Here is a 14,309-nt window from a genome sequence, read left to right as displayed (position 1 = left end):
TCTGTCCTCATTAAAGTAAACAATTTGATAACATTCAGCACAAAATATAGCTAAATTTATAAATGTCGGGCTATAATTCTCTATTCCTTTCATAAGGTTATGTAAAGATAGTGATTGAGCCTTAAGGCCAAGGGAACAAATTTTCATATAGGCAGTCTATAGATGGTACATGGCAGTGATGCGTTGTTTGATTCACTGATTATGTGCTGTAAAAGAATGGTACGGTAAGAAGCATGGGAGGAAAAAAACAGAGATGAAAATCTTTCACCACTATAACCCACTGAAAATTGCTCTCTACGTAAAAACTCTATTTAGTGGGCGTTTATATATTAAAGATATGGGCGCTTTTGAATTTAACTATGGGAAAATTTTACCGCCGAAGATAAAGGATAAACGTCATTTCCATGTAATGAGTGAAGTTAATCAGCAAGTGCTGCGCCTACAGACCGAGATGGGATAACTTTCTGCAATTGCTCACTTCTACGTGCAGTTACTCGCTAACTGATGGATGCATACCTTATCGATAGCACACCATGAGTATAATAAACGGCCTTTCGGCCGTTTTTTGATCCCAACCGTTACTTTTCTCTGCCTTAAGCTTCCTGAGATTGCTCAGTATTGGTTGGTTGAACTTGCATATTGGGGGCGGCGATTTTTGTTACCAGCAATTGATCAATTTTATAATTATCAATATCCACTACCTCAAATTTATAGCCACCGAATTTGACATAGTCTGTCCGCTTGGGAATTTTTCGCAGGCGGAACATCATAAAACCTGCGATGGTTTCATAATTGCTGGAGTCTGGGAAATCATCGATATCCAAAACACGCATGACATCTTCAATCGGCGTACCGCCTTCTACCAGCCATGAATTCTCATCACGAACAACGATTTGCTCTTCTTGCCCCTGACCGATTAAATCACCCATTAATGTCGTCATAACATCGTTAAGCGTGATAACCCCCATGACCAAGGCATATTCATTGAGAATAATGGCAAAATCTTCTCCTGAAGCCTTGAAGCTCTCCAGCGTATCGGAAAGCGACAGGGTATCCGGGATCATCAGGGCATTGCGGATCTGGACGCCATTTTTCAAGCTAAGGCTTTGCCCACTCAGGACACGATTGAGGAGATCTTTTGAGTCCACATATCCGATGACGTGGTCAATGTCGCCATCACAAACCAAGAATTTTGAGTGGGGATGAGTGGAGATTTTTTCTTTAATACTGTTCTCATCTTCACTTTTATCAAAATACACCACACTTTCACGTGAGGTCATCGCAGAAGGTACTGTGCGGGACTCCAGTTCGAAAACATTTTCAATGAGTTCATGTTCCTGCTTGCGCAATACTCCGGCGACAGCACCGGCTTCAAAGACCGCATAAATATCATCAGGTGTGATGTCTTCGTTGCGTACCATCGGGATCTTAAAGATTTTGAAGATAAAATCAGCCAGACCATTAAATAACCAAACCAGAGGGCGGAAGGTAGCCAGACAGAAACGCATTGGATTGACAATTTTCACAGCAACAGCTTCAGGTCTAATCATGCCAATGCGTTTAGGTGTTAAATCAGCAAGCAGGATAAAGATACTGGTAACGATAGTGAAAGAGCAGATGAAACCGAGTTGGTCAGCCCACTCAGGGTTCATAAACTTCATGAACAGGGTTTTCAGTGCAGGTGAAAATGCGGATTCACCCACTACCCCGGCGAGGATTGCAACGGCATTCAGACCAATTTGCACCACAGTGAAGAACATACCGGGAGTTTCTTGAAGTTTGAGAACATGGGCGGCGTTGACGTTTCCTTCATCGGCCATGAGTTTTAGTTTAATTCTTCTTGAAGCCGCCAATGAAATTTCTGATAGAGAAAAAAATGCGCTGATCGCACAAAGCAAAACTATTATCAATAAACTGTTTAACATAAAGTATCCGTGTTTCATCTCCAGTAATAGGGTAGGTTTTATTTGAATAACACTGGAAGAGAGATAAAAAAAATATACCAATAAAAAGTATCACCACAACATGCGGTAACTAAATAATTTTAGCCCAATTATTATAACATTGGGCTAATTGAGTCGGCTAGTTTTTGTGCGCGGGAGGGAAGCAAATACCGGTACCACCCAATCCACAATATCCTTCCGGATTCTTATGGAGATATTGCTGGTGATAGTCTTCCGCAAAATAAAAAGGCCCGGCTTCATGGATTTCTGTTGTAATCGTCCGTTGATCACCATTTTGAATCATGGCTTGCTGAAATTGTTCACGGCTGGCAAGTGCCTGTTCATGCTGTTGTGGCGAAACAGTATAAAGAGCAGAACGGTATTGGGTACCGATATCGCCGTGTTGGCGCATGCCTTGGGCGGGATCATGGTTTTCCCAGAACAGTGTCAGCAATTGCGCATAAGTGATTTTGGTTGGATCAAATACAATCCTGACCACTTCAGCATGCCCGGTCAGGCCTGTGCAAACTTCTTCATAGGTTGGGTTTGGCGTAGTGCCGCCACTATAACCCGCAGAGGTTGTATATATCCCTTCCTGTTGCCAGAAAAGGCGTTCAACGCCCCAAAAACACCCCATGCCGACATAAGCAATTTCCATATTTTCAGGAATGTTATCTATCGCATGCTGCGTGATGACATGATAGGGTGATACAGTTAAGGGCGTGTTTCCGGCAGATGGGCTATTCTGTGTGGAAACGTGTTGGCTTTCATGGGCTGAATTTGGCAAAATTTTCTTCCTCATATTCACGAAATTTATAGTTGCGTGCTGCTTGTATATATTTAAAACTTTACCAGAATTAATTTATTGCAGCTTTTTTATATTATTGGATTTTACCTTACAGATAGATAAATATTAGGAGTTCGAGTGTCACGATACCACCTCATATGTGCGCTTTTTGTATCTATCGCAACTCCATCGGCTTATAGTGCAAATTTACGGTTGAAAGTGGAAGGGCTTTCTGGCCAATTAGAAAAAAATGCCAGAGTACAGCTTTCAAATATCAGCACTGATGAAGTTTCTCCTGATGGACGTTTCCGTGCCCGCGTAGAAAAAGCAATACGGCAAGGGCTTCGTCCATTGGGATATTATGATCCCACCGTTGAATTTACCTATCAAGAAAATACACCACCGGCCCGTCCTGTTTTGACAGCAAAAGTAACGCTTGGCGAACCCGTGCGTGTTGCTAAGGTAAACATTGAGCTGGAAGGTGGCGCGAAAACCGATAAAGATTATGCCGCCCTTATTAAAAAAAATATGCCAAAGGAAGGGGAAGTTCTTAATCATGGTGAATATGAAGATTTTAAGGGTTCATTGGCGAATTTGGCTGTCAAAAAAGGATATTTTGATGCGGTAATGAAGAAAAGCGAACTCGGTGTATCAAAAGAATTACACGAATCCATTTGGAATTTCGATTTTGATAGCGGACAACGCTATCGCTTTGGCCCGGTGGCATTCCACGGTTCGCAAATCCGTGACAGTTATCTGAATAACCTTGTCCCATTCAAGCAGGGGGAATATTACACCTCAGAGCAGTTGGCTGAGTTCAACCGTCGCTTGGTGGATACCGGGTGGTTCAATTCCGCCGTTGTTGTGCCAGATTTCAAAATAGGGCGCGAGAGTAAAGATAAGTTATTGCCATTGGATGCATCTTTAGTCCCCCGCTCTGCCAACTATGTTGAATTGGGGGGAGGGTATGCAACGGATGTCGGCCCCCGCGCTCAGGCGAAATGGAAAAAACCGTGGCTCAATTCCCGTGGTCACAGCCTGAGTACCAGCCTGAATGTGTCAGCGCGGGAGCAAATCATTGATGCATCCTATAAAATGCCGCTTAAAACCAATCCACTTGAAGAATATTTCGAGCTGCAAACCGGCTATAAACGTAAAGATCTCAACGATACGATTTCAGACACAGCAACGCTGAATCTTGCCCGCAATTGGGATCGTTCTACCGGCTGGCAATATGGCATCAATCTTCGCTGGAGCCTCAGCCACTTTACTCAGGCGAATGTAACCAATACCACCATGTTGCTTTATCCGGGAGTGAACGTCAGCCGTATTCGCCAACGGGGCGGCACGATGCCTTATTGGGGAGACAGTCAACGTTATTCGTTTGATATCTCCAATAAAACATGGCAATCCGATGTGGATTTTATCGTGTTTCAGGCAAACCACGTCTGGGTCAGAACATATAACGAGGATCACCGTTTTGTGATGAGGGCAGATTTTGGTTGGATAGAAACCAATGAGTTCGACAAAGTCCCACCGGATCTTCGCTTCTTTGCTGGTGGTGATCGCAGTGTCCGCGGTTATCAGTACCAGCAAATTTCACCCAAAAACAATAAAGGCAAACTAGTCGGGGCGTCCAAACTGGTAGTGGGTTCATTGGAATACCAATATAACGTTTATGGGAATTGGTGGGGGGCGTTGTTTGTAGATTCAGGTGAAGCCGTGGATGATATTAAAAAGAGTAATTTTAAAACCGGTGTCGGAATGGGTGTCCGTTGGGCTTCTCCCGTCGGGCCGATAAAATTTGATCTAGCAAGGCCAATTGGTGATCCAAACAGAAATAAGACTCTGTTTTATATTGGATTAGGGGCTGAGCTATGAGTTGGGTAAAAAAGGTCAGCATTGTTTTCTTGTTGTTTGTTGGCCTGTTATTGATGACGATTGTGGGATTGGTCGGAACCCAGTCTGGCCTGCATTTTATGATTAACAGCGCGGCCCGTTGGGTTCCGGGGCTGGATATCGCCAGTGTCAGCGGAGGCTGGCGCGATCTAACGCTAAAAGGCGTAAAATATCAGATGCCGGGTGTGGATGTCAGTGCCGACAATCTACATCTCTCGTTACAACTTTCTTGTTTCCGGCACAGTCATGTGTGCATCAATGCCCTGACGACGGAAGGTGTTAATGTTTCGGTCAATACGGCTGAACTTCCGCCTTCGGAACCTACCCCTGAATCTGAACCCCTGACTGAATTACAAACACCTTATCCTATCTCGCTGGATTTACTCTCTTTAAAAAATATCCATGTCAAAGTGGATGATATTGCCATTGATTTGAATGAATTTAAAACGGCTGCACAATGGCGGGAAAAAAAGCTGATATTAAAGCCGACGGAAATCAACACATTGCTGGTGGAACTGCCAAAGACATCACCGGCACACATTAATCAGCAACCGAAAACTACACCGAAAACTAAACTAAAAACTAAATCAAAAACCGGGCAGCCAATCGTACCTGAGCAATCATTAGGTGAGCAGTCATTAGGCGATAGCTTAAAAGCGTTGTTTGCGAAGCCTCTGTTGTCTGAACTGCCGAATGTTCCTATTCCCCTTGATATAACGGTAGAAGGTATCCACGGGCGTAATCTTCGCCTGACCGGAGATACAGATCTCACGGTAAATGATTTGCTACTACAAGCCCAAAACCAAGGGCAGCAAATTGATGTAAAAACGCTGAATGTGCAGGCTCCAGAAGGCTCACTTGCGATACAAGGAACGGCAGAACTTGCGCAGCAGTGGCCGGTCAAGCTGGTGATCAAAGGGAATATCGATAATTTAACTGATGTGCATTTGGATGAGCTAAAAGGGCAAAAGATAGATTTAACGCTGAATGGCGCTTTGTTGCAGCAGCTTGATCTTGCATTGCATCTTTCTGGCGCGATAACCGCCCATTTAGATGCTCAAACCGAACTGGCAAAAGCAGGTTTACCACTGCGCCTGACGTTGCAGAGCCAAAAATTGCAATGGCCATTGAAGGGCAAGCCTGATTACCAACTTGATGGTGTCAAACTGCGCTTGAATGGTGAAGCCAACAATTACGCCCTTTCTCTGCGCTCTGATATCAAGGGCAACGATATTCCTCCTGCATCACTGATGCTGGATGCGAAAGGAAATGAGGAACTATTGCGATTAACCCGCCTGCGTTTGGCTGCCCTACAGGGGAAAGCGGATGTGACTGGTGTTGTTGGCTGGGGCAAGGCGATTAGTTGGAATGCCAAACTGCTTTTGGAGGGGATAAATACTGCTAAACAGTGGCCAGAATGGCCTGCCAAGATTGAGGGAAGAATGGCGGTGCGTGGTAGCCTGTATGGTGGCAGTTGGCAGCTCCAAATTCCTGAAATTACCCTTAATGGCCATGTAAAAGAGAATGCGGTGAAAGTACATGGCAAGGCATCGGGTAATGCCGCCGGACAGTGGGACATCCCCAAATTTGATCTGGCTTTTGGGCGCAATACACTGAATGTGCAAGGACGGCTTACGGATGAAGCATGGAAATTGGATGGCGAAATTAATGCGCCGCAACTCAATGGATTATTACCTGGTTTGGCTGGTCTGGTAACGGGGAATGTCAAACTGCGTGGAAATCTGAAAGCACCTCAAATCTTGGCGGATCTGAATGCGCGGGGAGTCAGGTGGCAAAATGATCTCTGGCTGGATAGTGCCGCAATTAAGGGAGATATCCGTTCGACAGAGCAAATTCAAGGGCAGTTATCAGTTGCCGTTCACCAACTGAAACAAGCGAATTTGACTATCAATAATCTGATGCTGAACGCTAAGGGCACAGAAAAGCAGCATAATTTACAACTGAAAATGGAAGGGGAACCCATTTCAGGCCAATTGGCGCTCAATGGTAGTTTTGATCGCCAGCAGGAACGCTGGAAAGGCAATATCAACAATACTTACTTTGATACGCCAGTCGGTGAATGGCGTTTAAGTAAAGCAATCTCCATTGATTATCTGAAATTATCGCAAAAAGTCACGATTGGTGCCCACTGTTGGCTCAATCCTAACGCACATATCTGTATTTCAAAACCCATTGAAGCAGGAAGTAACGGTCATGCCCAAATTGCGCTTGAGCGTTTTGACTTGGCGATGATTCAGTCATTTCTTGATAAAAATACCCAGCTTAAAGGCATATTCAGCGGTAATGCTGATATCAGGTGGGCAGAAAATAAAGGCTTGCCGCAAGCAAAAGTGGCCTTGCAAGGGAGCGGTGTTCAAGTCAGGCAAGTTGTGGAAGGTGCTACGTTGCCGGTTGATTTTGAATCACTCACATTGAATGTGGGGCTGGAAAATGGTAACGCAAAATTAGCATGGCTCTTCAAATTGTCTGGAAATGGTCAATTGAAGGGGAATGTGCAGATCGCTGATTTAGAAAATAGCCGTAAGTTATCCGGCAATGTCGATATGCAAGATTTCTCCTTGAATTTGATTAATCCTATTTTGGGTAAAGGTGAAAAAGCTGAAGGGGGGATAAATGCGAATTTGCGCCTTGGGGGAAATGCCAAAAACCCACTTCTGTTCGGTTTACTTAAGGCTGATAACCTACAAATGATCAGCCATTGGCTGCCATTTGATATCTCTCAGGGGCAGTTGGCAGTCCATTTTGATGGTACACGTTCTGATTTGAGCGGGATGATTAAGACTCCGAAGGGGCAATTAAATCTACGTGGCAATGCTGACTGGCGTCGCCTGGATGCATGGTATGCCAAGATTGCTGCCAATGGCGACAAATTGCGTGTCACTGTTCCACCGATGGTGAAGGTGGACGTTAGCCCAGATATTGTACTGGAAGCCAGTCCTAATTTACTGAAAATAAATGGGAAGGTAGATATTCCGTGGGCACGGATTACGGTTCAGGAATTACCAGAATCAGCGGTTGGGATCTCTTCTGATGAGGTAATGTTGGATAAAAATCTCCATCCGATAGAGAAGAAAAAGTCTCCCATCTTGATCCAAAGCAACTTAAATATTCGGGTTGGTGATGATGTACGCTTGAATGCATTTGGTCTGCAAGCACGGCTTACCGGAGCTTTAAGCGTTCTTCAGGATCGGCAGGGGCTGGGGCTGAACGGTCAGATAGATATTCCTGAAGGCCGTTTCCATGCTTACGGGCAAGATCTACAGGTACGTAAGGGAACGATTATGTTTTCTGGCCCGCCGGATCAGCCTTTGCTAAATATTGAAGCTATCCGCAACCCTGAATCGACGGCAAATAATGTTATTGCAGGTGTAAGAGTGACGGGGCTTGCAGATAAACCCAAAGTGGAGATTTTCTCTGATCCTGCAAAATCACAACAGGAAGCGCTTTCCTATCTTTTACGTGGTGAAGGTTTGGAAAAAGGAGGGTCGGATAACTCTCAGATGACGGCCATGTTGATTGGTTTGGGGGTTGCCCAGAGTGGTCAATTAGTGGGTAAGATTGGAAAGACCTTTGGTGTTTCAGATCTGGCTCTGGATACACAAGGCGTTGGCGACAAATCTCAGGTCGTTGTAAGTGGGAGGATTAACCAGGACTTACAAGTGAAGTATGGTGTTGGTATTTTCGACTCCTTGGCGACATTGACATTGCGCTATCGTGTTATGCCAAGATTGTATCTGGAAGCAGTATCTGGTATTGATAAAACTTTAGATCTGCTCTATGAGTTTGAGTTTTAAAATGCGAGTTATTGTTTATGGTAGCCTGAGGCACAAGCAAGGTAATCATCACTGGATGACGGATGCCCAATTGTTGGGAGAACACAGATTAGAAGGTTATGAAATTTATGATCTGGGGCATTATCCGGCGGTTATTCGTGGAGAAGGGGCAATTGAGTGCGAAGTATATCGCATAACGCCATCTATCCTGACAGAGTTGGATGAATTGAAAAAGAACTCTCAGGAATATCTAAGGGAACTCATTGAAACACCTTACGGCAAGGCATGGATCTATCTTTATAAATTGCCTGTTGAAGGGTTGTGTCGGATAGCAAGTGGTGATTGGTTGAAACGCCATGAAGAAGGGTAGGGGTCAGTGACTGTTCTGACTGCTCATTGAATCGCTGTAATTTATTTTCATACAATCGAGAATCAAACTAAAAAAACCTCTGTATTTGTAAAAAACAGAGGTTTTTTTGAAATCAAAACCCGTTGTTATCCATACGGATTATTTTTTTGCAGCACGCTCAAAAGAAGAGACAATCTCAGCTTTAGCGGCTTCTGCGTTATCCCAGCCGTCTACTTTAACCCATTTGCCTGCTTCCAGATCTTTGTAGTGCTCAAAGAAGTGGGTGATTTGCGCACGCAGTAACTCTGGCAGATCGTTCACATCTTTAATGTGATCATATTCTTTGCTTAACTTGGTGTGAGGAACCGCAACTAATTTCGCATCTTCACCGGATTCATCGGTCATTTTCAAAACACCGACAGGACGGCAGCGAATCACGGAGCCTGGCTGTAACGGGTATGGCGTTGGAACCAGCACATCCACAGGGTCACCATCAAGGGACAGTGTGTTATTGATATAGCCGTAGTTGCATGGATAGAACATAGCCGTTGACATGAAACGGTCTACAAACAGGGCACCAGACTCTTTGTCTACTTCGTATTTGATAGGATCTGCATTTGCAGGGATCTCAATGATGACATAGATATCTTCAGGCAGCTCTTTGCCCGCTGGGACGTTGTTCAGGCTCATAAAAGGTTTCCTTCAATTTCAAACCAAAATGGAGTGCGGGGTATTATAGCTAAAAGAGGTTTAAAATCTTCAGATTTTTCGGTTGCATTTTATTACCGCAAGGTAGGGCATGGCAGCAATGCTGTGCTGCTCTGGCAATCTGATTTTGGTTTTAACGTTATCGTCTGATACGTTGTGAACACGAGAGGTTTACGGCATATAGGATAAAAAAACAGGCCCAAATATAATTGGGCCTGTTTTTGTGACTGCTTGCACTTAACGCGCCATATTTGCAATCACTTATCTGGAGGGGATACACAGCACATTTCCTATTAGATTTGTATCTATGTAAGGAGGGGTATTTAAATCGTTCTCACGTTCACTGTCGTTGGGGTTATGCCCTGGTATTTTATCGGATGGATCTCGCGGTTTCACTGAATTAGTTTTGTAATTGTACAGCAGGAACATGGCCATAGGTGAGTTAGGGTTTTGGTCTAGTGACGCAAACATTAATATATATTCGCTTGAACCAGACGGATTATGAAAAATGCCAAGATTTGAATTTTTTGGATCTGTGGAACCATACTCATCGACTAAATCTCTTAGAGCACTAGAAACCGGGGTCGAGGCCCAAGTGCCTGATTGCCCATGACATGCTGTTGGGCTTGTCGAAGGATCACCCATCTTCTGGAAAGGCACTTTACTTGGTTTAGGGAAATAATGGAAGGTCTGTTTTATATTGAAATTATAGGTATAAGTTGCTTTGGCTCCTGTAGTTCTATCCGTAATATGCGCAGTAACATTGGCCTTGCCTGATTGATAATTATAAATATTATCTGGGGCGTTGACGTCGGGGCTTGGAGGGAATGTGATCTTACCCGTCTTCTGGTCTACCGTTGCATTTGCAGCATTTTCTTTGCCAATGCTGAAATGAATATGTTCTGATGATCCCCCGGTATCTGGCGTTATCGGCGATGTAGTGGCTTGGTTTGGTTGTTTCCGGGTCAGGTATACTTCCAGTTTATCATGCACGTTGCGAGGCCTTTCTTGTTCTTGGGCAGAGAACTCTTTGCTAAAGTCTGGGACAGTGGCTGACTTCAACAAAATACCGGCGAATTGTGGAATAACCTCAAATTTCACCGGCTCTGATGACAAGGTTTGAACGCCATCAGTTGAGGAATTCAGAGTGGCTTCCACAATGATGTCATCAAACCCATACTGGCTCGTTAACTTGGCGACTAAATACCCCTCTCCATCGGTCATGGAATTCTCCGGCGTCACCAACTTCATCTGCTCTTTGGCGTCCTTGTTGTCTTTGATTTTCCAGGTCACACCGGGAATGAACTGTGTTTTGATCGGTTCATTCTGGGCATTGAGCACCTTGACTTTAAAGGTATATGTGTCTTGGCCGTTGCCTTTCAGAGGGAGAGAGCCAGAGGCCTGTTGGTGCATTTTCTTGTCAAATTTGACATTGTCGAAATTGATTGTGCCGCCCCCGCCTCCGATAAGGGTCTCTTCCATGCCATCCATCTTCAGATAAATCTTGGTATTTTTATCCAAGGGGGTCTTACTCGCGAGGGTGGCGGTCAATTGTCCTTTAGTGCCACTTTTCCCTGATTTATCCCACGTCAGTATGGCCTCTTTATTCTCTGGTTTGAGGTACCATTCCACGTTTGAGAACGAGTGATTCGCAAGCGATTTGTTGTTTTTGTTCAGGCCATAGGTGATGGTAGCGGCGAGATCATAAGCTGACTGGCCATTGGTCACCAAGGGGCCTTCTGCCGTTTTCTCAATGCTTTTCTCTTTAACGATAAAAGGCTCAACAATAATCTTCATTTGAGCTGCCCGTTGTCTGCCATCATGACTGTCGGCGCGGGCCATTAAGGTATAGTCGTTGACTCCATTTGGCGTATACGTTGGCAGCACCAGATCAATCTGGTTTTCCCGAGGGATGATTACTCCGCCATTTTGAATAAACTGAGGGTCAGCCTGCCAGTCAATTTGTTTCACTGGTTTTGCGGCAATGATTTTCGCCACAGTGTTTAGTTGCTGGGCACTGTATCCGCTCACGAAATTGGGTAGGGTGATATTGAATTCCGGTTTTTTCCTGTATTCCAGCACGATATTGTTGTTTCTTTCCACCAGATCATAGCGGCTTCCCGCCAATGTCCGCAGGGACGCTACACTGCTGGGGGAGATCTGGACATCAAAAGGGGTGCCAAAACGGTAATTCAGGTTGGCCTGAAACAGGGTTTCACTTTTTCCGCCACTGCCGTATTTGTAATCCACCCCCATGGTCACCAGCGGGATCGGGGTATAATTCAGGCCGATCCTGGCCAAACTGGGGTTTTTCTGCTGGGTATCACGGTTAAACAGGGCAACGTTATCGCCGTAGTATTGTTCATAGGCCAGCTTCCCGCCAAGGTTGGGATAGGCGGGTAAGTAAAATTCGCCACTGAGGTCAAACCCGTTGGCGGGTCGCTCTTCGTACTCTTTGCCTTTGAGGGATTGATGCCATTTAGTGACCCGCCAATAGGTATTGGCCGAGAGCTTGACATAATCCGTCCAGGCTTCTCCCCCTACGCCCAATCGTTTATTTTTTCCCGTCACGTCATTGTCAAAGAAGGTATTGATCCCGTACATCCAACCGGGCGTAAAATAGCGTCCGCCTAGCCCGAGGTTGAGGGTGTGGCGGCTATCCTTGTGCCGATACCCCAGTTGGGTAAATAACAGCCAGTCGGTTTTGTTGTCATACAGCGGCAGCAACAGGTCGACCGCGCTGTTATCCAATTTCCCCTTTCTATCAAGGGAAAAATTAATTCTGGCGGTGCCATAACGGGACAGCCATTGTTGGGTTTCTGTCGCAATGGTGTTATTTATTTTACCTAATGCGTAAGACTTGGCTTGTTCTGCCAATTGAGCGGGGGATGAGGACAGCACATTGCTCACCTGCTGGATATTTTGGGTAACCACCCCGGCTTTATCATTTTCTTCTGGATTGGCAGTGGCTGGATTCAGCCAGGTTCCTTTTGCGGCCTTGTCCTCAAGCGATTTTTCCCCTGCCGAAAAGGCATTCATGGGCGTCATGGGCAGCAAAAGCGAATATAAAAGAACGGAAAATCGGATCGATTTATGGTTAATATACGAGTCCATATCTGAATTCCTCACGAAATATGGGCTGTTGCCAGCGCTTGATCTTTATTGTGTTAAACATGTTGTGTTAAAAACATTTTTTTAAAAAATAGTGTTAACAATCCAACTGACAGATTTATGGTAAATTATCTTTAAGGCGCTGGTGTGTTGGTGATATTTCCTTAATCATCTTGATTGTGATGTGATTTATCTAATAGAGATGATTTCCTTTTTATCAATCAGCAACCTAAATCCTATTGGGTAAAACTATCCAATGAATATAAAAAGATAATATTTCCCATGCCTAACATACATTAGGAGTTTTTTTATTGATCTGCGTAATGAATAATTATTATCGGGTGATAAAAAAAGGTAATGGCGTTATCTCTGTTGAGATTTTTTTATTTTTTGGGGAAAACGGTGTTCTTCCGTATAGGTATTCATTGAATTTACCAATATAAAAACCATGAATGTTAAACCGTACCGAGCTTGTAATATGATGACTCTAATGGAAATTTGGATATTTTATAAAGGGATTTATCACATTGTCTGGATCGAGGGTTTTAAAATAGAGAGCTTAAAAATAGAGAGTTCTAAAATAGATACATTTAAAATGCATAATGCAGTAATGATATAAAGATTATGGTAAGTCGAAATGTTGATGGGTGTTTTCATTAAAAGAGGCAAAAATCACCTCTTTTAATTGCTGTTAATAATCCACTGGATTATTCGCCCGGAAATTCAGCCATAAAACTTTCTGCTTTTTCTACCATTGACTTTGTTCCGACAAAGAAAGGTACACGTTGGTGCAATTTATTAGGCTTGATATCCAGAATGCGGTTTGCTCCATCACTGGCTTTTCCACCTGCTTGTTCCGCCAACAATGCAATTGGGTTGCATTCATATAGCAGACGCAGTTTTCCTGTTGGGTGGCTTGCTGTACTTGGATAAATATAGATCCCGCCTTTCAGCAGATTACGGTGGAAATCAGCAACTAAGGAGCCGACGTAGCGAGTGGTGTAAGGGCGTTGAGTTGCTTCGTCCTGCTCTTGGCAATATTTGATGTATTTTTTTACGCCCATCGGGAATTTAATGTAGTTCCCTTCATTGATCGAGTATATGTTGCCTTTTTCTGGGAACTGAACCTTCTCATGGCTCAGACAGAAAACACCAAGGGAAGGATCATAAGTAAAAGTATGGACGCCACAACCTGTGGTATATACCAGCATCGTGGATGAACCATAAACCACATACCCCGCAGCTACCTGCCGATTCCCTGGTTGCAGGAAATCTTCTTCAGTCACAGGCTGCCCGATTGGAGTAATGCGGTGGTAAATGGAGAAAATTGTCCCTACGGAAACGTTTACATCAATATTCGAAGAACCATCCAGAGGATCCATCAAAACAACATATTTGGCATTTTCTGCACGGTCGCCGTCAAAAATAACGATCTCATCTTCTTCTTCAGAAGCGATACCGGCAACTTCACCACGTGCTTTCAATGCCGCTTTGAGTTTTTCATTGGCATATAAGTCCAGTTTCATCTGAACTTCACCTTGAACATTGGATACGCCGCTAGTCCCTAAGATATCGACTAAACCCGCTTTGTTGATATCCCTATGAATGATTTTGGCACCCAATTTGATGGCAGACAGAAGTGCAGTCAGTTCACCTGTAGCATGAGGAAAGTCTTGCTGTTTTTCGACGATGAATTCGCCTAATGTTTTCATGACAAA

9 protein-coding genes are annotated in these 14,309 nt (G+C 44.2%); 4 read left to right on the top strand and 5 right to left on the bottom strand.

Annotated elements, in window-relative coordinates; translation table 11 throughout:
- The first annotated feature begins 253 nt into the window (after positions 1-253).
- Positions 254-460: a DUF1107 domain-containing protein gene (locus BM100_RS04370; RefSeq protein WP_092508303.1), complete on the top strand. Its 207-nt coding sequence runs from the start codon at positions 254-256 to the stop codon at positions 458-460.
- 133 nt (positions 461-593) lie between these two features.
- Here BM100_RS04370 and paeA read toward each other — a convergent pair whose 3' ends face one another.
- Both paeA and msrA read right to left on the bottom strand, forming a co-directional pair.
- Positions 594-1,925: a polyamine export protein PaeA gene (paeA, locus tag BM100_RS04365; RefSeq protein ID WP_092508301.1), complete on the bottom strand. Its 1,332-nt coding sequence runs from the start codon at positions 1,923-1,925 to the stop codon at positions 594-596.
- Between the two features lie 157 nt (positions 1,926-2,082).
- Positions 2,083-2,730, bottom strand: a complete 648-nt coding sequence (msrA, locus tag BM100_RS04360) for a peptide-methionine (S)-S-oxide reductase MsrA (RefSeq protein WP_092508299.1) — start codon at positions 2,728-2,730, stop codon at positions 2,083-2,085.
- 138 nt (positions 2,731-2,868) lie between these two features.
- Here msrA and tamA point away from each other — a divergent pair, with 138 nt between their 5' ends.
- Genes tamA through BM100_RS04345 form a run of 3 tightly spaced genes read left to right on the top strand, consistent with a single transcriptional unit; the run spans position 2,869 to position 8,793 of the window.
- Entirely contained in the window at positions 2,869-4,611 is a 1,743-nt protein-coding gene (tamA, locus tag BM100_RS04355; protein WP_092508297.1) for an autotransporter assembly complex protein TamA, read from the top strand.
- A complete protein-coding gene (tamB, locus tag BM100_RS04350; protein WP_092508295.1) occupies positions 4,608-8,444 on the top strand; it encodes an autotransporter assembly complex protein TamB in 3,837 nt (1,278 codons plus the stop codon). Before tamA ends, tamB begins: the two co-directional genes overlap by 4 nt.
- A gap of 1 nt (position 8,445) precedes the next feature.
- Entirely contained in the window at positions 8,446-8,793 is a 348-nt protein-coding gene (locus BM100_RS04345) for a gamma-glutamylcyclotransferase family protein (protein ID WP_092508293.1), read from the top strand.
- 138 nt (positions 8,794-8,931) lie between these two features.
- Here the strand turns inward: BM100_RS04345 and ppa are convergent, their stop codons facing one another.
- The 3 genes from ppa to fbp form a co-directional block, all read right to left on the bottom strand.
- Positions 8,932-9,462: an inorganic diphosphatase gene (ppa, locus tag BM100_RS04340; protein ID WP_038242388.1), complete on the bottom strand. Its 531-nt coding sequence runs from the start codon at positions 9,460-9,462 to the stop codon at positions 8,932-8,934.
- A 279-nt stretch (positions 9,463-9,741) separates the two neighbouring features.
- Positions 9,742-12,594, bottom strand: a complete 2,853-nt coding sequence (locus tag BM100_RS04335; protein WP_092508291.1) for an inverse autotransporter beta domain-containing protein — start codon at positions 12,592-12,594, stop codon at positions 9,742-9,744.
- 704 nt (positions 12,595-13,298) lie between these two features.
- A complete protein-coding gene (fbp, locus tag BM100_RS04330) occupies positions 13,299-14,303 on the bottom strand; it encodes a class 1 fructose-bisphosphatase (RefSeq protein WP_092508289.1) in 1,005 nt (334 codons plus the stop codon).
- Between the last annotated feature and the right edge of the window lie 6 nt (positions 14,304-14,309).

The organism is Xenorhabdus mauleonii (assembly GCF_900113945.1).
GTDB lineage: Bacteria > Pseudomonadota > Gammaproteobacteria > Enterobacterales > Enterobacteriaceae > Xenorhabdus > Xenorhabdus mauleonii.
The sequence above is the reverse complement of the archived record's forward strand: the minus strand, read 5'-3'. Positions and strand labels throughout refer to the sequence as shown.

Excerpts from the sequence above, each read along its gene's own strand:
- BM100_RS04370 (WP_092508303.1), top strand. The coding sequence starts at position 254 with ATGAAAATCTTTCACCACTATAACCCACTGAAAATTGCTCTCTACGTA.
- paeA (WP_092508301.1), bottom strand. The coding sequence starts at position 1,925 with ATGTTAAACAGTTTATTGATAATAGTTTTGCTTTGTGCGATCAGCGCA.
- tamB (WP_092508295.1), top strand. The coding sequence starts at position 4,608 with ATGAGTTGGGTAAAAAAGGTCAGCATTGTTTTCTTGTTGTTTGTTGGC.
- BM100_RS04345 (WP_092508293.1), top strand. The coding sequence starts at position 8,446 with ATGCGAGTTATTGTTTATGGTAGCCTGAGGCACAAGCAAGGTAATCAT.
- ppa (WP_038242388.1), bottom strand. The coding sequence starts at position 9,462 with ATGAGCCTGAACAACGTCCCAGCGGGCAAAGAGCTGCCTGAAGATATC.
- BM100_RS04335 (WP_092508291.1), bottom strand. The coding sequence starts at position 12,594 with ATGGACTCGTATATTAACCATAAATCGATCCGATTTTCCGTTCTTTTA.
- fbp (WP_092508289.1), bottom strand. The coding sequence starts at position 14,303 with ATGAAAACATTAGGCGAATTCATCGTCGAAAAACAGCAAGACTTTCCT.